Consider the following 19577-nt stretch of genomic DNA (forward strand, 5'->3'; position numbering starts at 1 on the left):
AGGCGGGCGGTGCAAGTGCGTTGGCAGCAACCTGCCAGCCGTTGGTGGCCAGGCCGGGTGGGCCCTGAGGCTGGTGCGCATGACGAATCTGACGGCCGCGGTGGGTGGCGAGTTCTTGCTGGGCGGTGATCTGCGGATCAACCGGCTGGGTTTCGGTGCGATGCGGCTGGTCGCCAATTCGCTGGAGGGGCCGCCGCGCGATCCGGCGACCGGTGTGGCGGTGTTGCGGCGGGCCGTGGAGCTGGGCGTCAACCACATCGACACCGCAGGTTTCTACCGCCTCGGTGGCACGTGTGCGCATGAACTGATCCGGCAGGCGCTGTGGCCGCACCGCGACGATGTGGTGATCGCGACGAAGGTGGGCCCGCTGCGCGACGCCGACGGGGCATTTCGAGGACAGGCAACGGCGGCAGAGTTGCGGGGCCTGGTCGAGGAAGATCTGCGACGGCTGGGCGTGTCGCGGCTGGACCTGGTCTATCTGCGGGCGGGCGGTATCGGCCCGGACGGGTCTTCGGTCGCGGAACGGTTCGCGGTGCTGGCCGAGCTGCGTGAGGCCGGGCTGATCCGCCACCTCGGCGTGAGCAATGTGGGCGCTGCGCAGCTCGCGGAAGCGCGCTCGGTCGCCCCGGTCACGGCGGTGCAGAACCACTTCCACGTGCAGCACGTCGAGGACCGGGAGTTGCTGGCCGAGTGCGAGCGGTCGGGGATTGCTTATGTGCCGTTCTTCCCGCTCGGCGGCGGCAGCACGCCAATGGACGCGGCAGGCGTTCAGGCAGTCGCGCAGCGGCTTTCCGCCAGTGTCGCGCAGGTGTCGCTGGCCTGGTTGCTGGCGGTTTCCCCGGTGACGCTGGCGATCCCGGGCACCGGTTCGGTGGCGCACCTGGAAGAGAACGTGGCCGCCGGTGGGTTGCGGCTCGACAACGGTGACCTCGCGGAGCTGGGCTCCTAGACGGGTGAGGCCAGTGCCGCCGAATTGGCCGTTGGTGTCGCCGCCGCGGCTGCCTAGTGTCCGATCAGGACGGTTGGGTGCGGCGAGAAGGTGGCGTGGTGGTCGAATTTCCGGCGGTGGCGGGGATCGCGGTGGTGGCGCTGGGGCTGGTGCTCACGCCGGGACCGAACATGTTCTACCTGGTGTCGCGGTCGCTGACGCAGGGACGCCGGGCGGGCCTGGTGTCGCTGCTGGGCGTGGCGGTGGGGTTCCTGGTGTACGCGGCGGCGGCCACCGCGGGCATCGCCACGGTGTTCGCGCTGGTGCCCGCGCTGTACACGGCGTTGCAGATCGCCGGCGCGGCATACCTGCTGTGGCTGGCGTGGCAGGCGGTGCGCCCGGGCGGGGTGTCGGCGTTCGCGCCGGCGCCCACCCCCGCCTACGGGCCGGGAAAGCTGTTCGCGATGGGGCTGGTCACCAACCTGCTCAACCCGAAGATCGCGGTCCTCTACGTGTCGCTGCTGCCGCAGTTCATCGACCCCACGCGGGGCGGTGTGGCGTTGCAGAGCCTGACGTTGAGCGTGGTGCAGATCCTGGTGGCGCTGTCGGTGAACGCGCTGATCGTGGTGACGGCCGGGGCGGTGGCGGGCATGCTGGCGCGGCGCCCGGGGTGGCTGCGGGTGCAGCGCTACTTCATGGGCGCGGTGCTGGCCGGGCTGGCGGTGCGGCTGCTGACGGACCGGGCTCGCCCGGCGTGATGCCGAGTGCGGCCTGCAGCCCGTCGGCGCCGTGCGCGGTGAGTTTCAGCGCCCGCTGCTGGGGTTTGCGGGCCAGCCAGCCTGAGTCGAGCAATCCGGTCAGCAGCGCCGCGCCGAGCCGGCCGGCGAGGTGGTGCCGCTGTTCGCTCCAGTCCACGCAAAACCGCAGCAGCGGCCGTCGCGACGGCCCGGCCTGCACGGCGTGCAGGTCCACGCCTAGGGCGGCGAAGACGCCTTCGGCGCGCGGACCGAGCCGGTAGGGATGGTCGCTGAGCTGCACGGAAAGGCCCTCGTGCGGGCGGCGGCGGGTGTCGGGGATGCCGTCGTCGGCGGCGAGCGCGCCACGGTCCAGCAGTGCCGCGGTGACCGCGACGCCGAGCCTCCCGGCGAGGTGGTCGTAGCAGCTGCGTGCTTCGCGCACCGCGGCGGCGCGGGTGCCCTGGCGCAGCGAGCGCACCGGTTCGGGCGGTGCGATGGCGGCGAGGGCTTCCAACACGGCGGCGACCCGGTCGTCGACGAGCCGGAAGTAGCGGTGCCGCCCGGAGCGTTCGGCCTCGATCAGGCCGCCGGCGCAGAGCTTGGCGAGGTGCGCGCTGGCGGCGCTGGCCGACAGCCCGGCCTCCGCGGCCAGCACCGAGGCGGGGAGCGATCGCCCGTCGGCCAGCGCCTGCAGCACCTTGGCGCGGCCGGGTTCGGCGAACAGTGCGGCCACCGGTGCGATGTCGCTGTCTCCCTGGACTGCCATGCGCCCATTCTGCGCCCGCGACGTTTCAGGCTGGCGTGAAGTGTTGCGGGTGCAGCCTCGGTGCGTGTTGAAGAGACGAGGTTCTCCTGTGCTGGTGCTCGCGGTGATGTGCGCGGGCATGTTCTTGGTGCTGCTGGACGTCACAGTGGTCAACGTGGCCCTGCCCGCCATCCGCGGTGCGCTGGGCGCGGGGATGGCGGGGACGCAGTGGGTGGTCGACGGGTACGCGCTGGCCATCGCCGGGATGTTGCTGGTCGGCGGCGCGCTGGGCGACCGCTTCGGGCACCGCCGGGTGGTGCTGGCCGGGCTGGCGGTCTTCGGCGCGGCGTCGCTGGGGTGCGCGCTGGCTCCGGGGCTCGGGGCGCTGGTCGCCTCCCGTGCGGTGCAGGGCGTGGGGGCGGCGTTGCTGCTGCCGGGCAGCCTGGCGGTGATCGCCGGGGTGTATCCGGATGCGGCGGCGCGGGCACGGGCGTTGGGGGTGTGGGCGGCGGTGTCGTCGCTGGCGTTGCCGGCCGGTCCGCTGGTGGGCGGTCTCCTCGTCGAGTGGGGCGGCTGGCAGTCGGTGTTCGCGCTGAACGTGCCGGTGGTGATCGCCGCGGTCGTGGGAGTTCGCGCGCTGGTGCCGGATGTGCCCGGCGATCGCGGGCAGCGGGTGCGCGTCGGGGTGCTGGCGGGCGCGGTCGCGGGGTTGACGGCGCTGGTGTTCGCGGTGATCGAGGCCGGCCAGGCAGGGTTGGACGCATCGGTGGTGGCAGCGCTGGTGCTGGCGGTGATCGCGCTGGGGGCGGCCGGGCGGCGGATGCCGCGTTCGTGGCTGGGCAACCGGCCGTTCCTGACGGCGAACTCGGTGGCGCTGCTGATGAATCTCGGCATGAACGGCACGCTGTTCGTGCTGTCGCTGTACCTGCAGAACCTCGGCGGGAACTCGCCGGCGCGCACCGGTGTGCTGTTGTTGCCGATGTCGATTCCGCTGGTGCTGCTGGCGCCGGTGGCCGGGCGGCTGGTGGCGCGCTTCGGACCCCGGGTGCCGATGGTGTGCGGCGCGGTGATCGCCGCGGCGGGATCGGGTTGCTGGGCCCTGGCGTCTCCGGGCGGTGGCTATGCGGAGGTGGTTCCGGTGCTGGTGGCGTGCGGGATCGGTGCCGGATTGCTGACCACGCCGGTGGTGGCGGCCGCGGTCGGCGCGCTCGGGCCGCGGCGTTCGGGGCTGGCCAGCGGGGTGAACAACACCATGCGGCAGACCGGGACCGCGCTGGGTGTCGCGGTGTTCGGCGCGGTCGCGGGCTCGCCGGAAGCACCTGCTGATTTCGTTGCGGGGCTGCACCGCCTGGCCGTGGTCGGCGTGTTGCTGTGGCTGGTGGCGATCATCGTCAGCCTCGCCGCAGGCGCGCGTCGGCCCGTGGGTGACCGCGTTGCGGCAGTGCGGTGAGATGCACCGAGCCGTGAGTGTTTTGGGGCGCCGTTACACCGCTGGTTCATGGGGTCAGGCTGTGCCGACGACCGGCTCCGGGCGGCCAGCGCCGCGGCCGAGACGGCGAGCCTGGCGATGCCGCTCCACAGCGCCGTGCGGTAGGTCGCGGCGTCGGCGATCAGCCCGCCCAGCACCTTGATCGGCGCGGTGGCCAGCACCGGGCCGGTGGTCTGGGCGACCGCGTACGACTGCTCCAGCCTCGCGTTCGCCGAGGTGAGCAGCCCCGTGGGCGCCAGTCGCGGCAGGAATGCCTGGTCGGCCGCGTCGAAGAACAGCGATGCCACGCCCAAGACCGCCACCAGCAGCGCCGGCGTCGGCAGATCGAGCAGGCCCATGGCGTGCAGTGCGGGGATCGCGCACAGCAGCACCGCGCGGCCCAGGTCGGCCCCGACCAGCATCGGTTTGCAGCGGTAGCGGTCGACGATGACACCGGCGAGCAGCCCGAACAGCAGATAAGGGATCCAGCGCGCGGCGTTGAGCAGGCCGAGTTCGGTCGCGGTGGCGTGCAGGGCGACCGCGGCGAGGATCTGCACGGCGAGGCCGGTGATGTAAGTGCCGAAGATCGAGGTGGTCGACGCCGCCCAGAACCGGCGGTAGCCGGCGAGATCGACGAGGCGCGGCATGCCGGGGCCGTAACAACGATTTCGCCCCGGCATTCCGGTGTTTCGTTCCCGTTTTCCCGCCGCGCCGATCCGCCGGACACAGTGGACGGCGCTAGATCATGCGTTTGCCCCCTCCGGCGTAGATGGTCTGGCCGGTGACCCAGCGGGCTTGGTGGGAGGCGAGGAAGACCGCGAGGTCGGCGATGTCGTCGGGGCGGCCGACGCGGCCCAGCGGGCTGAACTCGGCGAAGCGGGTGTTCATGTCGTCACTGATCCAGCCGGTCTGCACCGGGCCCGGCGAGATGATGTTGACCGTGATGCCGGCGGCGCCGAGTTCGATGGCCGCGGAGCGGCTCAGCGATTCCAGCGCGTTCTTGGTCGCCCAGTAGGAGATCTGGTCGGCCGCGCCGGGCGCGGCGTCGGTGGAGATGTTGATGATGCGGCCCCAGCCGGCTTTGCGGCGCCGGTGACGGCGGTGGAATTCGGCCATCAGCAGCGCGGGTGCGCGGGTGTTGACGGCGTGGTGGGCGTCCAGGCTCGCCGCGGCGACGGTGGTGACGCCGCGCGCGGGGGCGGTCCCGAAGGTGTCGGGCACGCAGTGGGCGGCGTTGTTGATGAGGATCTCCACCGGCCCGAAGTGGGTCTCGGCGTGGTCGAAGATCGCCGGGACGACGGCGGGGTCGGCGAGGTCGACGGCCAGCGATTCGGCGTCGGCGCCGTCGGCGCGCAGGGCATCGCGCACGTGGTCGGTGTCGGTCGCCTTCGCCGTGTCGTAGGTGCGGTCGGCGCCGGTGGTGTCGCGGGTCGGGGGTGTTTCGGGCAGGGAGGCGAGCACGACTTTGACGCCCTGGCGGGCCAGGGCTCGGGCGATGCCGGCGCCGATGCCCAGCGGGCTGTTGGCGCCGGTGATCACGGCAACGCGGTCGCGCAGGCGGGGGTCGATCACGCGGTGGTCCTCTCGAAGTGTCCGATGTGGTCGGTGATGGTGGTGGTGATCTGGCGGTGCAGCGCGCCGGGCAGGGCGTGGCCGAGCCCGGGGATGGTCGCGCAGCGGGCGCCGGGGATGAGGTCGGCGAGGTGCCGGCCGTGCGGGGGCGGGTTGATCGGGTCCTGCGGGCCCTGGATGACCAGGGTCGGCGTGGTGACGTGGCGCAGTTCGGCGCCGCGTTCGGTGGGCACCGGGGTGGCGAAGGCGTGCGCGGACGGTTGCCGGTAGCTGCCGGCGTGGTCGATCGCGGCGTTCTCCCAGCGGCGGAACTCCGCGGCGTCGAAGGGGATTTCGTCGCCTGCGAGCAGTCGCCACTCGTCGATCCGGCGTTGCAGCGCGGTGGCGCGGTCGGGTGGGGGGTCGGCGCGGTGGGCCATCGCGGTGACCACCCGCGGGGTGGGTGTGGGCAGCTCGGTGGGTTCGCCTTCGACGGCGCGGCGCATCGAGCCGGCGAAGTCGACGTCGAGGGCGGCGGTCAGCATCAGGGTGAGGGTGCGCAGCCGGTCGCGGTGGTCCAGGGCGAGCAGCTGGCCGAGGGTGCCGCCCATGGACAGGCCGACGACGTGGGCGGCGGCGATGCCGTGGCCGTCGAGGACCGCCACGGCATCGCGGGCGAGGTCGGTCAAGGTGTAGTCGGTGATGTCCAGGTGCGTGGAGCGGCCGGTGTCGCGGTGGTCGTAGCGCACGACGTGCAGGTGGTGCGCGACGAGAGCGTCGACGAACTCGTCCGGCCAGCCCAGCGCGTTGGTGTTGGCGCCCATGATCAGCAGCACCGGCGGGTCTGCTGGGTCGCCGCGGGATTCGCTCCACAGCAGCATGCCGTCGGGGGTGGTGATGTGGCGTTCAGTCATCGAGCAGCCCCTCCCGGCGGGCCAGGGCTGCGAGCTCTTTGGGGTCGCCGCCCATGATGGTCCGCACGTGGGTGGTGATGGTCTGGATGGGCCAGTTCCACCAGGCGATGCGCTGGAGCAGCTCGACGTCGTCGTCGTAGAAGCGGCGGCGGATCACCTGAGCCGGGTTGCCGCCGGCGATGCCGTAGGCGGGGATGTCGCCGGTGACCATCGCGCCGGTGGCGATGATCGCGCCGTCGCCGATGCGCACGCCGGGCATGATGGTGGCGTCGCGGCCGATCCAGACGTCGTTGCCGACGACGGTGTCGCCCTTGGCGGGCAGGCTGGTGGCGAGGTCGAGGGTGGCCTGGGCCCAGTCGCCGCCGAACATGGTGAACGGGTAGGTGGAGCAGCCGATCATGGGGTGGTTGGCGGCGGGCATGATGAACCGCGCTCCGGTGGCCAGCGCGCAGAACCGGCCGATGCGCAGCCGCGCGGGCCCGTAGTTGTAGAGCACGTTGCGGGTTTCGAATTCGGCCGCGCCCGCGGGGTCGTCGTAGTAGGTGTACTCGCCGATCTCGATCAGCGGGGAGCTGACCACTGTGGACAGGAAGGCCACGTTGGTCAGCTCGGGCCGGGTGCTGGGGTGCACCCGGGTGGGGTCGGGCGTGTTGGGCATGGTGGCGGCTCCCCTCAGGCGCTTCGGCCGTCGTGCAGGTTCAGGGTGGGCCCGTTCCAGCGTCGCCGCAGCCATCGGTCGTGGCTGGCGACGACGATGGCGCCGGGCGCGGTGTGCAGGGCGTCTTCGAGTTCGCCGACGAGGGTCAGCGACAGGTGGTTGGTGGGTTCGTCCAGCAACAACACCTGTGGTGGATCGGCGAGCAGCAGGGCCAGGGCCAGGCGGCGGCGCTGGCCGACCGAGAGGACGCCGACGGGGCGGTCGAGGTCGGCCGGGGCGAGCAGGCCCAGGTCGCGCAGGTCGGGCCGGTCGTCCCGGTGGGGCGTGGCGTAGATCTGCCGGGGGCTCTTGCGGGGTTCGGCGAAGGTGACGTCCTGTTCGAGCAGGCCGATGCTGATGTCGGGGCGGCGCTGCACGCTGCCGGTGTCGGGTGCCAGCCGGCCGGCGGCCAGGTGCAGCAGGGTGGACTTGCCCGCGCCGTTGCCGCCGGTGATCAGCAGCCGGTCGGTGCCGGTGACGTCGAGTTCGTCGATCCACACCCGCCCGCGCACGCCTGCTTCCCGGATCTGCATCACCACATCGGTGGTGGTTTCGCGGTCGGTGAGGGGCGTGGCGAAGCGCAGCGGGCTCGGCGGTTCGCGGACTTGGGCGGCGGTGAGGTCGTCGAGGCGCTGCTGGGCGTTGCGCACCCGGCGGGAGATCTGCTTCTGGACCCGGCCGCCGGAGTAGTCGTAGGCCATCTTGGCGTTGTCGCGCCGCATGCCGTGGTGGCTGACCTGGCGGGCGGTGACGTCCACGGCGTGGCGCAGGGCGGCGAGTTCGTTCTGCTCGGCGGTGTAGCGCTGTTCCCAGCGGGCGCGTTCGGCGCGTTTGGCGGCGAGGTAGTCGGTGAAGGTGCCGCCGTAGCGGGTGGGGCCGTCCACGGCGGGGTCGAGGTCGAGGATGTCGGTGCAGACCGCGTCGAGGAACACGCGGTCGTGGCTGGCCAGCACGACGGCACCGGGCAGCGCGGCGAGGTGCTGCTGCAGGAACGTCAGGGCGGATTCGTCGAGGTGGTTGGTGGGTTCGTCCAGCAGCAGCGCGCGTGGCCGGCGCAGCAGCAGGACGGCCAGGCCCAGCCTGCTGCGCTGGCCGCCGGAGAGCGTGCCGATGCGCCGGTCGCCGGTGATGCCGCCCAGGCCGAGCCCGTCGAGGACGACTTCGGCGCGGTGGTCGGCGTTCCAGGTGTCGTGCTGCTGGGCCCAGTCGAGGACTTCGCCGTAGGCGGCGAGGATCCCGGGATCCTCGGGTGCCTCGCCGAGGGCGTCGGCGAGTTCGGTCAGGCGGGCTTGCGCGGCGCGGTGGTCGGCCAGCGCCTCGTCCAGCGCGGCCGCCAGCGTCGTGTCGAGGGTGAAAGGCGGTTCCTGGTGCAGGAATCCGAGGTCGTCGGGGCGGGTGAGCTCGCCGCTGTCGGGATCTTCCGCGCCGGCGAGGATGCGCAGCAGGGTGGACTTGCCTGCGCCGTTCTCGCCGACCAGGCCGATGCGCTGACCGGGCGAGGCGGTTAGCGACACCCCGGCGAGGACGGTTCGGTCCGCATAGGACTTGACGAGATCACGCGCGCGCAGGACGAAGGACGAAGCGGCAGAAGCATGGGACACGGGGCGTCACACCGGAGGACTCGATGGCAGTCGCCCGCCGGGCGTGATTCGACGCGAACCGGTGGAAGCGGTCGCGGAAGCCTCGGACGCGGGCCTGGCTCGAAGTCAGTTCTTCATAGTGGTGTTGATCTTAGCGGCAGGCCCGCCGCGGATGTCAAGGGAATTTCCGCGCCGCGTCCGCCGGTCGGGGTAGATCCGCTCGCCTGTCGTGGTGATCCAGTCGGCGCGCGGTGCCGGTCGGTGTTGGCCTGGGGCCACCGGCCCCCGCACGGGGGCCCGAGCATTCCAGGAGATACGTGATCATGCGCCGAATCCTCAGCGTCGCCGTCCTCGCCGCCGCCTTCGCCGGCACCACCGCGGGCCTGGCCCAGGCCCAGGACCAGCCGTGGAACGTCACGACGCTGCCCGCGCCGGCATGCGAGAGCGGCAGCTGCACCGGCTCCAACGGGCAGGACGGGTACGGGCAGGACGGCGTGGCGCACGCCGTGGCGACCGACGAGAGCAAGGACCAGTGACACCGGTCTGCGGATAGTCACCGGCGTTGGGGGGTCCGTTCCAAGCGGAACAGACCCCCCAACTCTTCCCCGGCGACGCTAATTCGGTTGCCCCAGCACGAGATTCGGGTGTAATGCTTGTCGAATGCTGCAGGAGAACCACACCGGTGAGGCCACGGTGTTGTCGGACGGGACCACGACGGTGTCCTACACCCCGGCCGGGATGCCGCGCGTCGCGCGGGTGCTGGCCATCGAAGGGCCCGATGCGCTGGGGCTGTTCCGCGCGGAGTTGCCGGGGTGGAAGCTGTCGGTCACTCCCGAGCAGGGCGAGGTGCTGCTGCGGGCGGGGGCGCGGCTGAAGCGGCATGCGCATGCGATGCGGCGCGATCTGCGAGCCGACCCGCCGCCGCCAGAGTGGGCGGAGCTGGTGCCGGTGGCGCCGCTGCGGGTGGTGGCCTGCGATCGCCCGGCGTCGGAGTTGCTGCCGGCGTGGCTGGAGGCGTTCCCGCCGGAACATCCCGACCGCGTGTCCGGCAACGATCAGCAGGTGCTGGTGGAGCTGCTGCAGCCGCTGCTGGCCGGCCGGGTGCTGGGGCCCGTGCTGGGGTGCAGCGCGTTGGTGGTCGACGCCGGCGACCGGGTCGGGGCCGGGTTGGTGGTCAACGATCACGACGGCGTCCCATGGGTGGGCGATGTGTTCCGCCGTCCGGCACCGGAATTCGCCGGCCTGGGCGGGCTGCTGCTGCGGCGCGCGATGGCGTGGCTGAGCGCGCAGGGCCGGCATGAGGTGGGTTTGGCCGTCACGGTCGGCAATCCGGCACAGCACGTGTACGAGCGGCTCGGGTTCGCCATCACCGCCACGACGATGACCGTGGAAATCCCGTGACCGCATCCCCGGACCGGCCGCCGCAGCCGGGATGGTTTCGGTCATACCGCGGGCAGTGCGCGGCCGGAGCGGGTTAGGATGGCGGCGTGATTCGCAGTTCGTGCTTCGCGTGGTGGCGCTCCGGTTAGGAGCGGCCATCTCAGCACGCACGTCTCGGGCCGTTCGGATGGACGGCCCTTTTTCGTGTTCTCCACGCGTCCCGGGGCCCCGGCCGGACCCCGCCACCAGACCGAGGAGAACACCATGACCACCGTGATCGAGACCTCCACCGCCGCGCGCCGCAGCGCCGAGCTGGAGGAGCAGATCGCCTTGCGCCCCAACGACTTCCGGGTGCTCACCGGCGACCGCCCGACCGGGCTGCTGCACCTGGGCCACTACTTCGGCACCCTGCACAACCGCGTCCGGTTGCAGCGTCAGGGCGTGGAGATGATGGTGATCATCGCCGACTACCAGGTGCTCACCGACCGCGACCTCGCCGAACACCTCGGCGAGCACGTCGACGACCTGGTGCTGGACTACCTGGCCGCCGGGATCGACCCGCAGACCGCCACGATCTTCACCCACAGCGCGGTCGCGGCGCTCAACCAGCTACTCCTGCCGTTCCTGAGCCTGGTGTCGGTCTCGGAGCTCAGCCGCAACCCCACGGTCAAGGACGAGATCAACCACTCGCGGCAGGCGGCCGTCAGCGGCCTGATGTTCACCTACCCCGCGCACCAGGCCGCCGACATCCTGTTCTGCAAGGCCAACCTGGTGCCGGTGGGCCAGGACCAGCTGCCGCACCTGGAGCTGACCCGCACGATCGCGCGCCGCTTCAACGACCGCTACGGGCGGCTGCTGCCCGAGCCGGACGCACTGCTGTCGCCGGCGCCGCTGCTGCTGGGCACCGACGGCACCAAGATGAGCAAGAGCCGCGGCAACGCGATCACGCTGTCGGCCACCGCCGATGAGACCGCGCGGCTGATCCGCGGCGCGAAGACCGACGCGCAGCGCCACATCACCTACGACCCGCAGTCGCGCCCGGAGGTCTCCAGCCTGGTGCTGCTCGCAGCCCTGTGCCTGGGGCGCGATCCGCACGACGTCGCCGCGGACATCGGCCGGGGTGGCGCGGCGGCGCTGAAGCGCACCGTCACCGAGGCCGTCAACGAGCACCTGGCGCCGATGCGGGAACGCCGCGCCGCCTTCGCGCAGGACCGCGGCTATCTGCGCCGGATCCTGCGCGAAGGCAACGAGCGCGCCAACGCCATCGCCGAGGCGACCCTCGCCGAGGTGCGCTCAGCGATGGGCACCCGCTACTGAACGGGTCAGCAGTCCATCGCGCATCACGGCCACCTCGTCGACCTGGTCGAGGTACTCGGTGTCATGGGTGACCATGACGGTCGCGACCTGGTGCTGGCGGGTGACCTCGGCGAGCAGCTCGACGATCTGGCCGCCGCGCTCCTGGTCGAGCGCGGCGGTCGGCTCGTCCACCAGCAGCACCGCGGGCCTGCCGGTGAGGGCGCGGGCGATGTTGACCCGCTGGCGCTCACCACCGGAGAGCTGGTGCGGCCGCCGGTGCTGCTTGCCATCCAGCCCGACCGCGGCCAGCGCTTCGGCGGCCGCACGGCGCTGCCGCCGCACCGAACCGCCGCGCATGTGCTGGACGGCGAGCAGTTGTTCCGCGGCGGTCAGCGAACCGAGCAGGTTCGGCTGCTGGAAGACGATGCCGATCTTCTCCAGCCGCAGCCGGGCCCGCCGCGCGGCGGAAAGGCCACCGGCGTCGACGCCGTCGACGATCACGCGGCCGGAATCGGGGCGCAGCAGGGTCGCGGCCACGGCCAGCAGGCTCGACTTGCCGGACCCGGAGGGGCCGACGACGGCCAGCATCCGGCCGGGCTCGACCTGCAGCGACACCTCGTCGAGGGCGGTGAGGACGCGGTCGCCGTCGGGGTAGGTCAGGCGGACATCGGTCAGGGTGAGGCTCATCGGGCTGCTCCCAAAGCGGTCAGCGGGTCGACGGAGGTGATGCGCCGGACGGCCAGGACGGCACCGACCATGCCCAGGACGATCATGGCGGCGATGGGCAGCACCGTCGTGGCGGCGGTGAGCTGGAACGGCACGGCCTGCACCGCCAGCGCCCCCAGACCGACCCCGACCGCGCCGCCGACACCGGCGCCGAGCACCAGCACGATCGCCGACTGCGCCAGCGCATCCCGCAGCAGATATCCGGTGGCGCCGCCCAAGGCCTTGAGGATCGCGATGTCACCGCTGCGCTGGATGGTCCACACGGTCATGAACGCGCCGATGACCAGCGCGGAGATCGCGTACAGGAAGCCCTGCATCATCAGCAGCGACCCGTTCTCCGAGGAGTAGGAGCCGATGGCCGACAGGCTGGCGCCGGTGGTGGCCGTCGTGGTGCCCGCTGCGGCGTCGGCCTGCGCCGGGTCGGTGGTCACCTCGGCGGCGATGACGGTGGCCAGCGGCGCGTCGACGCGCGGGGGCCGCAGCGCCGACCAGGTCTCCAGCGCCGTCCACGCCACCGGCGTGTGGCTGTAGTAGGCGTTGTCGGCGATGCCGCTGATGGTCAGCCGCTGCGTACCCGCCAGCACGGTCTGCCCGACGGCCAGGTCGTTGTCCTCGGCGAGCTCGCGGCTGATCACCAGCGTGCCGGGCGTGACCGCCTCGGGCGCGAGTCCGTCGGCGGAGCGCACGCCGAAGATGGTGGCCGCCGCGCCGCCGGTGGCGGTTTCCAGGCGGGTCTGGGTGATGCCCAGCGGCGCGGCGCGCTGCACGCCGGGTGCGGCGCGGTAGGCGTCGAGCTGGGCCTGGGTGACCGAGGAGTCGGCGAAGGACTGCTCGGGGGCTTCGGCGCTGGTCGTGCCGAAGGCGATGTGGGTGGCGGGCAGCTGTGAGATGGCCGAGGTGGACTGGTGGGCCAGTCCCGCGGTCAGTCCCGACAGCAGCACGATCAACAGCGTGATCAGCCCGACCACCGAGCCCATGAGCGCGAACCGCCCCTTGGCGAAGCGGATGTCGCGGATGGCGAGGAACACGGTGCTCTGCTTTCCGGTCGTGGTCGATTCCGGCATCCAGCCTCGCCGCGATCGGCCCCGCTGCCATCGCCGCGCGGATTGATTCCGCGCCTGCCGTGCGGTGCACCGCGATCTCAACCGAACGATCGATGCCGCGCCCCGGCGGCGATGTCTAGAAAGGACCCTGGCGAGCACCGTCCGCCCCGTCCACCCGCAGGCCTTAAGGTGTCCACAGTGTCCGAAACGTCGTTGCCCGCCGGTCCCGGCCCGGTGGCGATCCTGCGGTTGATGCGGCTGGTGTTCCACGCGGGATTCCTGCTGCTGCTGGGCATCGCCACCACGCGGGTGTTCCTCACCCACCCCGTCGGCCCGACCGGCTGGCTGGCGGTGGCCGGTGCGGTGCTGCTCACCGCCGTGTACGCCGCGGGCGCGGCCGTGCGCCACGCCCTGCACCGCCGGTGGCTGGCGATGACGTGGCTGGCGGCGGTCACCGCGGTGTGGGCGGGCCTGCTGGTGATCAGCCCGGACTTCTCGTGGCTGGCGTTCCCGCTGTTCTTCCTGCACCTGCACCTGCTGCGCGGGCGGCACGCGCTGGTCGCGGTCGTGGTGGTCACCGCCCTGGTCGTCTCGGCCCAGGGCTGGCACGCCGGGACCTGGAGCGTGGGCATGGTGCTGGGCCCGGTCGTCGGGGCGGGGGTGGCCGTGGTGATCACCTGGGGCTACTCGGCGATCTACGCCGAGAGCCAGCGCAGGCAAGCCCTCATCGACGACCTGACCCGCACCCGCGCGGAGCTGGCGTCCTCGCAGCACCAGGCCGGGGTGGCCGCCGAGCGCGAACGGCTGGCCCGGGAAATCCACGACACCCTCGCCCAGGGCCTGTCGAGCATCGTGCTGCTGCTGCGCGCAGCGGACTCGGCGCTGCCACCGCAGGCGGACAAGGCCCGCGCCCGCATCGTCGAGGCGCAGCGCACAGCGGCGGACAACCTCGACGAGGCCCGCCGCTTCGTGCGGGACCTGCGGCCACCGTCGCTGACCGGCGCGGGACTGCCGCAGGCGCTGCGGCGGCTGTGCGAGGACACCGCGAGGGAATCGGGCATCCACTGCCGCTTCCAGACCGATGGCGCACCCGTGCAGCTGCCGTCCGGCTACGAGGTGGCGCTACTGCGCGCGGCGCAGGCCAGCCTCGGCAACGTCGTCCGCCACGCCCGCGCCCGTACCGCGGTGGTCACGCTCGGGTTCCTCGACACGGAGGTCACCCTCGACATCTACGACGACGGTGCGGGCTTCGACCCGGCCGCGGTCCGGCCCGCACCGGATGGCAGCGGATACGGGCTGATCGCGCTGCGGGAACGCATCGGCGCGCTGGGCGGGCGGCTCGCGGTGGAGTCCGCGCCCGGCGACGGCACCGCGGTGGCCATCCGGCTGCCCCTGACCGACGAGGAGATCCGGTGATGGCCGAAGCGTTGCGCATCCTGCTCGTCGACGATCATCCGGTGGTCCGGCGCGGACTGCGGGCGATGTTCGACGACCGGCCGGACATGACGGTGGTGGCCGAGGCCTCCGACGGGCAGGCCGCGCTGGACGTGCTGGCCGGCACCGAGGTGGACATCGTGCTGATGGACCTGCAGATGCCCACCGGCATGGACGGCGTCACGGCCACCCGCCGCATCACCGCCGAGGGCGGCCCGCCGGTGCTGGTGCTGACCACCTACGACTCCGACGCCGACATCCTCACCGCCGTGGAAGCCGGCGCCACCGGCTACATGCTCAAAGACGCGCCGCCGGAGGAGCTGTGCCAGGCGGTGTGGCTGGCGGCGTCGGGCCAGACGGCGCTGGCACCCGGCGTGGCGGCACGACTGCTCGGTCACCTGCGCCGCCCGCAGCCCGCGCTGAGCCCGCGCGAGGTGGAGATCCTGCAGCTGCTGGCCCAGGGCCTGTCCAACCGGGCGCTGTCGAAGGCGTTGTTCATCAGCGAGGCGACCGTGAAGACGCACCTGGTGCACATCTACGACAAGCTCGGCGTGGACAACCGCACCGCGGCGATCACCACGGCGTTGCAGCGCGGCATCATCCGGCCCCGGTGACCGCCTCGACCAGGAACGGCGGCCGCCACCAGTAGTCGGCCAGCCGCCGGGTGGTGATCCCGGCGAACCCGGCCTCGCGCAGCAGCCCCTCCCAAGCGTCGATGGCCAGCTCGTAGTTGGTGGGCGTGGCGGTGCCGAACTTGCCGAGGATCACCGGCAGGATGAACCCGGCGCCGACGAGATCGCGGTCGTCGTCGTACTCGCGCAGGCCGCGCTCCAGCCGGGCCAGGCAGTCGCGGAACCACGCGGGTTCCCACACCGAGGCGACCTCCGGGACGTCGAACTCCACCAGCACGAACCGGTCGGTGTGCGCGGCGATCCAGCGCAGCACCCGGGCCTTGTCGGCCTCGGGCAGGGATTGCAGCGCGAAGGTGGACTGCACCAGGTCCCAGCGCCGGGTGTGGGTGGCGGTGAAGTCCTGGGCGGTGCACGGCCACGCGAGGTGCGGGATGCCGCGCCGGGTCAGCTCGGCGGTGGTCTCGGCCAGCAGCGCGGCACTGGGCTCGACGACCCCGACGGCGGGGCGGTGCTCGGTGAGCGCGGGCAGCAGTGCCATCCCGTCGCCGGTACCGATGTCGAGCAGCCGCTGAGGCCGGTGCTGCCGGTAGAGCTCGCGCAGCGCGCCGGAGGTGGCCTCGTAGAGGCCGATGTTGCCGCCGCCGCGGATGAACGCCCGGAATGCCGCGGGGGAGTCGTAGACGCCCGCGGCATCGCCGCCCGCCGTGATCACGGCCAGCAGCCGCGCCAGTTCGCTGTCCGGGTCCAGGGCACGGGCCTGTTCGGCCGCGCTGTGCGCGGCGGTGGTATCACCGCTGCTGTAGGCCCGGATCGCGGCGCACAGCGCGGTTTCGGTGTCGGTGTGGGTGTCGGCGGGGTGGGTCTGGTGGATCAGGACGTGCTCCTCGTTCAGGTGGGACCGTCGAGGTAGGACTGCCCGCGCGAGGACAGCCGGAAGCCCGACTCCTGGGGCTCGACGAGGCCGAGCTCGCGCAACTGCCACACATCGGATTTGCAGCGGGACACCGGCCGCCCCTGGTCGGCGGCGAGTTCGGCGGCCCGAAGCCCGGGGCGCCGCCGCAGCACCTCCAGGACGGCCTTGGTCCACGGCCCGCGCGGGGAGGAAACGTCCAGCCGCGCCAATCGCCGGTCGATCTCGGCGCGCTCGCGGGGACGCAGCTCCACCGGTTCCGGCGGCAGCTCGGGCGCAGAGCCCGCGTAGCTGAGGGCGAGGCGGTAGACCGCGCCGCGGCCGTGCTTGTCCAAAGAGGACCGGAGTCCGGCGGCGGAGGCGAAGCCGGCGCGGTGGGCGTCGGCATCGGTGATCCGGGCCGGATCGACCTCGGCGACCTCGTCGACACCGATCACCCCGACCGCGGTGTGCAACCGCGAGCCGGCCCGCGCCAGCGGGCTGGGCCAGCGCTGGTACGCCAGGGTGATCTCGCCGGCGGCCACGCCCCGCAGGATCCGGTTGCTCAACACCACGGCCACCACGCTAGTACAGGCGCCGCAATCACCGATCCGGGCGGATTGTCGCGCCCACGATGATCACGAAACGGGGTCGTCAGCTTCCGCACCACCGCCGGTGCAGGGGAGAATCAGGACATGTTGCAGGTCTGCCTCAACGGCGCCCGCTCGCCGCGCGAGCACTTCCACCTGCCCGTGCGTCCCGAGGAACTGGCCAAGGCCGCCGCGGACAGCATCGCCGCCGGCGCCACCGACATCCACCTGCACCCCAAGGCACCCGACGGGACCGACAGCCTCGACCCGCACGCGGTCGCCGCCGCATTGCGCGCGGTGCGGGCCGCGGCACCCGGCGTCGGGGTCGGCGTCACCACCGGCGCCTGGACCGCGCCCGACCCGGCCGACCGGATCCGGGCCATCCGGGCGTGGACGGTGCTGCCCGATCACGCCTCGGTGAACTGGCACGAGCCCGGCGCGGACGACGTCGCGGCCGTGCTGCTGGAGCGCGGTATCGGCGTCGAGGCGGGCATCTACTCCGGCACCGACGGCGACCACCAGTTCCTGCGTTCCCCGCACCGCGGCCGGGTCCTGCGGGTGCTGGCCGAGGTCACGGACCTGACCGCGCGCGGCGCCCCGGCGACCGCCGAAGCCCTGCTGGAGCGGCTGCGCCCGGCGGCGACGCCGATCCTGCTGCACGGCGAGGCAGCGGGTGCGTGGCCGGTGCTGACCGTCGCCGCCCGTCGTGGGCTCGCGACCCGCATCGGCCTGGAAGACACCCTGCTGCTGCCCGACGGGCAGGTCGCCGCCGACAACGCCGAACTGGTCGCCGCCGCGACCCGGATCCTCGCGGAGGAAAGCTCATGACCGCCATCGACCACCAGCAGCTCGTCGCGCTCATGCCGTTCGCGGTGTCGCTGGGCGTGCAGATCGACTCCGCCAGCGCTGAGGAGGTCCGCGGGCACCTGGACTGGGCACCGCAGCGCTGCACGTCGGGGGGAGTGCTGCACGGGGGAGCGGTCATGGCGCTGGCCGATTCGATCGGCGCGATCTGCGCGTTCCTCAACCTCCCCGAGGGCGCGCACACCGCCACGATCGAATCGAAGACGAACTTCTTCCGCGCGCTGCGCGAGGGTGCACTGCACGCGGTCAGCCGCCCGCTGCACGTGGGCCGGTCGAACATCGCGGTGCAGACGGAGCTAATGGACGTCGACGGGCGCCGCGTCGGGCACACCACCCAGACCCAGGCCGTGCTCACGGCCTGAGCCCGCCGGACTCGCGGGCATATTTCCCGTCGGCTATATTGACGGGGTGGCAAGTACCTTCGAAGTTCTGGCCGAACCGCACCGCCGGGACATCCTCGACCTGCTGCGCACCGGCGAACGAGCCGTCGGCGACCTCGTCGACCACCTCCCGCTGAGCCAGCCCACGGTGTCCAAGCACCTCAAGGTGCTGCGCGAAGCAGGCCTGGTCGAAGTCCGCCAGGACGCCCAACGCCGCTGGTACCGGCTGCGTCCCGAGCCACTGGCCGAGATCGACGCCTGGCTGGCGCCCTACCGGCAGATGTGGCACGAACGCCTCGACGCCCTGCAACGCCACCTCGACGCCATGCCCGACCCGGAGGACACCCAGCCATGAACACCGACACGTCCGTCACGATGATCGGCGACCGTCCCGTCCTGCGCCTGCAACGCCTGCTGCACCACCCGCCGGAGAAGGTGTGGCGCGCCATCACCGACCCCGCCGAGCTGACCCACTGGTTCCCGGCCCGCATCGACTTCGACCAGCCCGTCCCGGGCACCAAGATGCGCTTCACCTTCGAAGGCTCCGACACCGCCGACGAAGGGGAGATCCTCGAAGCCGACCCACCGAAGGTCTTCGCCTTCCGCTGGGACACCGACGTCATCCGCTGCGAACTGCTCCCGCGCCCCGAAGGCTGCCTGCTGGTGTTCAGCCACGCGCTGCACGGCCCCGACAGCGACCGCCCGTCGATCGCCCGCCACGCCGCCGGCTGGGACGCCTGCCTCGACGGCCTCGCCGCCCGGCTCACCGGCACGACCACCGAGTTCTCCATGCAGACGTGGTTCGAACGCGCCGAGGCCTACATCGAGCAGTTCGGCCTCGGCGAAGGCGAACTGCACGAGACCGACAACGGCCACGAGATCCGCTTCGAACGCGACTTCATCCAACCACCCCACGAGGTCTGGACGCTCATCACCGGCGACAGCAACCCCACCGCAGGCGCCCAGCCTCCGCTAGAGGGCACCCACGGCTACGGCGAGGCCGGCGCACTCACCACCGTCGAAGCCCCGAACACCCTGGAATACGCCTGGCGACCAAGCGGCACCGTCCGGTTCCAGCTCCGCGACCAGCACCCGATCGGCACCCGCCTCACACTCACGCACACCGTGCCCGCCGCGCAGGCCGCCGATCGGGCCACCCTCCTGGCGGCATGGCAGGTCTACTTCGAGATCGTGTTCGCGGCCCTGCACGGCGACATCCGCTGCCCCTGGCCCGCCGACCGCACCGAGCAGCTGCGCGAGCGCTACGCGCAACGCCTCGGCCTAGACTGAATCGAAGCCGACCAGCCCGAATCGCCCCGCGCGCGGTTCCTTAGGATCATCGGGCCAGATGGAAGCCGAGCCCCACGACGTCCGAAGGAGTACCCGCGATGATCTTCATCACCGCCAAGTTCCGCATCCGGCCCGAACACGCCGACCGGTGGCCGGAGATCGCAGCCGAATTCACCAGGGCGACCCGCGCCGAACCCGGCTGCCTGTGGTTCGACTGGTCCCGCAGCCTCGACGACCCGAACGAGTACGTCCTGGTCGAAGCCTTCCGCGACGACCAGGCCGGCGCCGCGCACGTCCAGTCCGAGCACTTCAAGAAGGCCCAGCAAACCCTGCCCCCGCACCTCGCCGAGACCCCGCGGATCGTCAACGCGACCGTGGACCAGCAGGACTGGTCGCTGCTCGGCGAGATGGCCGTGCAGGACTGACCCGCTGT

At 72.3% G+C, this 19577-nt stretch carries 22 protein-coding genes and 1 pseudogene; 13 read left to right on the plus strand and 10 right to left on the minus strand.

Translation table 11 applies throughout. The features are described 5' to 3' along the window. Positions 1 to 79 precede the first annotated feature (79 nt). Together AB0H93_RS32700 and AB0H93_RS32705 are read left to right on the plus strand one after the other, a co-directional pair. A complete protein-coding gene (locus tag AB0H93_RS32700; RefSeq protein WP_358577969.1) occupies positions 80 to 949 on the plus strand; it encodes an oxidoreductase in 870 nt (289 codons plus the stop codon). A 98-nt stretch (positions 950 to 1047) separates the two neighbouring features. Next, a complete protein-coding gene (locus AB0H93_RS32705) occupies positions 1048 to 1686 on the plus strand; it encodes a LysE family translocator (RefSeq protein ID WP_358577971.1) in 639 nt (212 codons plus the stop codon). Here AB0H93_RS32705 and AB0H93_RS32710 read toward each other — a convergent pair. Next, positions 1622 to 2431 (minus strand): helix-turn-helix transcriptional regulator, encoded by an 810-nt coding sequence (locus AB0H93_RS32710; RefSeq protein ID WP_358577974.1) that lies wholly within the window; start codon positions 2429 to 2431, stop codon positions 1622 to 1624. The genes AB0H93_RS32705 and AB0H93_RS32710 overlap by 65 nt on opposite strands. 64 nt (positions 2432 to 2495) lie before the next feature. Between AB0H93_RS32710 and AB0H93_RS32715 the strand changes: the two genes are divergently transcribed. Further along, positions 2496 to 3860 (plus strand): MFS transporter, encoded by a 1365-nt coding sequence (locus AB0H93_RS32715; protein WP_358577975.1) that lies wholly within the window; start codon positions 2496 to 2498, stop codon positions 3858 to 3860. Between the two features lie 89 nt (positions 3861 to 3949). Here AB0H93_RS32715 and AB0H93_RS32720 read toward each other — a convergent pair. The 5 genes and pseudogenes from AB0H93_RS32720 to AB0H93_RS32740 all read right to left on the minus strand — a co-directional run. Beyond that, a pseudogene (locus AB0H93_RS32720) lies at positions 3950 to 4558 on the minus strand (MFS transporter); the annotation flags it as partial. Between the two features lie 58 nt (positions 4559 to 4616). After that, on the minus strand, positions 4617 to 5450 hold the full coding sequence (locus AB0H93_RS32725) for an SDR family oxidoreductase (protein ID WP_358577977.1): 834 nt from the start codon (positions 5448 to 5450) through the stop codon (positions 4617 to 4619). After that, a complete protein-coding gene (locus AB0H93_RS32730) occupies positions 5447 to 6343 on the minus strand; it encodes an alpha/beta fold hydrolase (protein WP_358577979.1) in 897 nt (298 codons plus the stop codon). Before AB0H93_RS32730 ends, AB0H93_RS32725 begins: the two co-directional genes overlap by 4 nt. Further along, positions 6336 to 7001 carry a CatB-related O-acetyltransferase gene (locus AB0H93_RS32735; protein WP_358577981.1) on the minus strand — a complete coding sequence of 222 codons (666 nt, stop codon included), beginning with the start codon at positions 6999 to 7001 and terminating at the stop codon, positions 6336 to 6338. The genes AB0H93_RS32730 and AB0H93_RS32735 overlap by 8 nt, the downstream gene beginning before the upstream one ends. A 14-nt stretch (positions 7002 to 7015) precedes the next feature. Beyond that, positions 7016 to 8641 (minus strand): ABC-F family ATP-binding cassette domain-containing protein, encoded by a 1626-nt coding sequence (locus AB0H93_RS32740; protein ID WP_358577984.1) that lies wholly within the window; start codon positions 8639 to 8641, stop codon positions 7016 to 7018. A 302-nt stretch (positions 8642 to 8943) separates the two neighbouring features. Here AB0H93_RS32740 and AB0H93_RS32745 point away from each other — a divergent pair, with 302 nt between their 5' ends. The 3 genes from AB0H93_RS32745 (at position 8944) to trpS (ending at position 11317) form a co-directional block, all read left to right on the plus strand. After that, positions 8944 to 9156, plus strand: a complete 213-nt coding sequence (locus tag AB0H93_RS32745; RefSeq protein WP_358577986.1) for a hypothetical protein — start codon at positions 8944 to 8946, stop codon at positions 9154 to 9156. Between the two features lie 124 nt (positions 9157 to 9280). Beyond that, positions 9281 to 10021, plus strand: coding sequence for a GNAT family N-acetyltransferase (locus tag AB0H93_RS32750; RefSeq protein ID WP_358577988.1), 741 nt, complete (start codon positions 9281 to 9283; stop codon positions 10019 to 10021). Positions 10022 to 10264: 243 nt separating this feature from the next. Beyond that, positions 10265 to 11317 (plus strand): tryptophan--tRNA ligase, encoded by a 1053-nt coding sequence (gene trpS / locus AB0H93_RS32755; protein ID WP_358577990.1) that lies wholly within the window; start codon positions 10265 to 10267, stop codon positions 11315 to 11317. Here trpS and AB0H93_RS32760 read toward each other — a convergent pair. Both AB0H93_RS32760 and AB0H93_RS32765 read right to left on the minus strand, forming a co-directional pair. Beyond that, positions 11294 to 11983: an ABC transporter ATP-binding protein gene (locus tag AB0H93_RS32760; RefSeq protein WP_358577992.1), complete on the minus strand. Its 690-nt coding sequence runs from the start codon at positions 11981 to 11983 to the stop codon at positions 11294 to 11296. The two genes, trpS and AB0H93_RS32760, sit on opposite strands and share 24 nt — an antisense overlap. Next, positions 11980 to 13086 carry an ABC transporter permease gene (locus AB0H93_RS32765; RefSeq protein ID WP_358577995.1) on the minus strand — a complete coding sequence of 369 codons (1107 nt, stop codon included), beginning with the start codon at positions 13084 to 13086 and terminating at the stop codon, positions 11980 to 11982. Before AB0H93_RS32765 ends, AB0H93_RS32760 begins: the two co-directional genes overlap by 4 nt. 177 nt (positions 13087 to 13263) lie before the next feature. Between AB0H93_RS32765 and AB0H93_RS32770 the strand changes: the two genes are divergently transcribed. Together AB0H93_RS32770 and AB0H93_RS32775 are read left to right on the plus strand one after the other, a co-directional pair. Then, positions 13264 to 14481, plus strand: coding sequence for a sensor histidine kinase (locus AB0H93_RS32770; RefSeq protein ID WP_358577998.1), 1218 nt, complete (start codon positions 13264 to 13266; stop codon positions 14479 to 14481). Then, positions 14481 to 15113, plus strand: a complete 633-nt coding sequence (locus AB0H93_RS32775) for a response regulator transcription factor (RefSeq protein ID WP_358578000.1) — start codon at positions 14481 to 14483, stop codon at positions 15111 to 15113. Before AB0H93_RS32770 ends, AB0H93_RS32775 begins: the two co-directional genes overlap by 1 nt. Here AB0H93_RS32775 and AB0H93_RS32780 read toward each other — a convergent pair. Continuing rightward, positions 15097 to 16113 (minus strand): methyltransferase domain-containing protein, encoded by a 1017-nt coding sequence (locus tag AB0H93_RS32780; RefSeq protein ID WP_358578003.1) that lies wholly within the window; start codon positions 16111 to 16113, stop codon positions 15097 to 15099. The two genes, AB0H93_RS32775 and AB0H93_RS32780, sit on opposite strands and share 17 nt — an antisense overlap. Then, positions 16020 to 16601, minus strand: a complete 582-nt coding sequence (locus tag AB0H93_RS32785; protein WP_358578005.1) for a hypothetical protein — start codon at positions 16599 to 16601, stop codon at positions 16020 to 16022. Before AB0H93_RS32785 ends, AB0H93_RS32780 begins: the two co-directional genes overlap by 94 nt. A 114-nt stretch (positions 16602 to 16715) precedes the next feature. Here AB0H93_RS32785 and AB0H93_RS32790 point away from each other — a divergent pair, with 114 nt between their 5' ends. From AB0H93_RS32790 to AB0H93_RS32810, 5 genes are all read left to right on the plus strand, one after another. After that, complete coding sequence (locus AB0H93_RS32790) at positions 16716 to 17438, plus strand: 3-keto-5-aminohexanoate cleavage protein (RefSeq protein ID WP_358578008.1); 723 nt, start codon at positions 16716 to 16718, stop codon at positions 17436 to 17438. Next, complete coding sequence (locus tag AB0H93_RS32795; protein ID WP_358578010.1) at positions 17435 to 17836, plus strand: PaaI family thioesterase; 402 nt, start codon at positions 17435 to 17437, stop codon at positions 17834 to 17836. The genes AB0H93_RS32790 and AB0H93_RS32795 overlap by 4 nt, the downstream gene beginning before the upstream one ends. A 46-nt stretch (positions 17837 to 17882) precedes the next feature. Continuing rightward, entirely contained in the window at positions 17883 to 18209 is a 327-nt protein-coding gene (locus tag AB0H93_RS32800) for a metalloregulator ArsR/SmtB family transcription factor (protein WP_358578012.1), read from the plus strand. Further along, positions 18206 to 19144, plus strand: a complete 939-nt coding sequence (locus AB0H93_RS32805; protein ID WP_358578014.1) for an SRPBCC family protein — start codon at positions 18206 to 18208, stop codon at positions 19142 to 19144. The genes AB0H93_RS32800 and AB0H93_RS32805 overlap by 4 nt, the downstream gene beginning before the upstream one ends. A gap of 98 nt (positions 19145 to 19242) precedes the next feature. Further along, complete coding sequence (locus AB0H93_RS32810) at positions 19243 to 19569, plus strand: putative quinol monooxygenase (RefSeq protein ID WP_132490208.1); 327 nt, start codon at positions 19243 to 19245, stop codon at positions 19567 to 19569. The last annotated feature ends 8 nt before the right edge of the window (positions 19570 to 19577 follow it).

It is taken from the genome of Saccharopolyspora sp. NPDC050642 (assembly GCF_040654735.1).
In the GTDB taxonomy this organism is placed as follows: Bacteria; Actinomycetota; Actinomycetes; order Mycobacteriales; family Pseudonocardiaceae; genus Saccharopolyspora; species Saccharopolyspora elongata.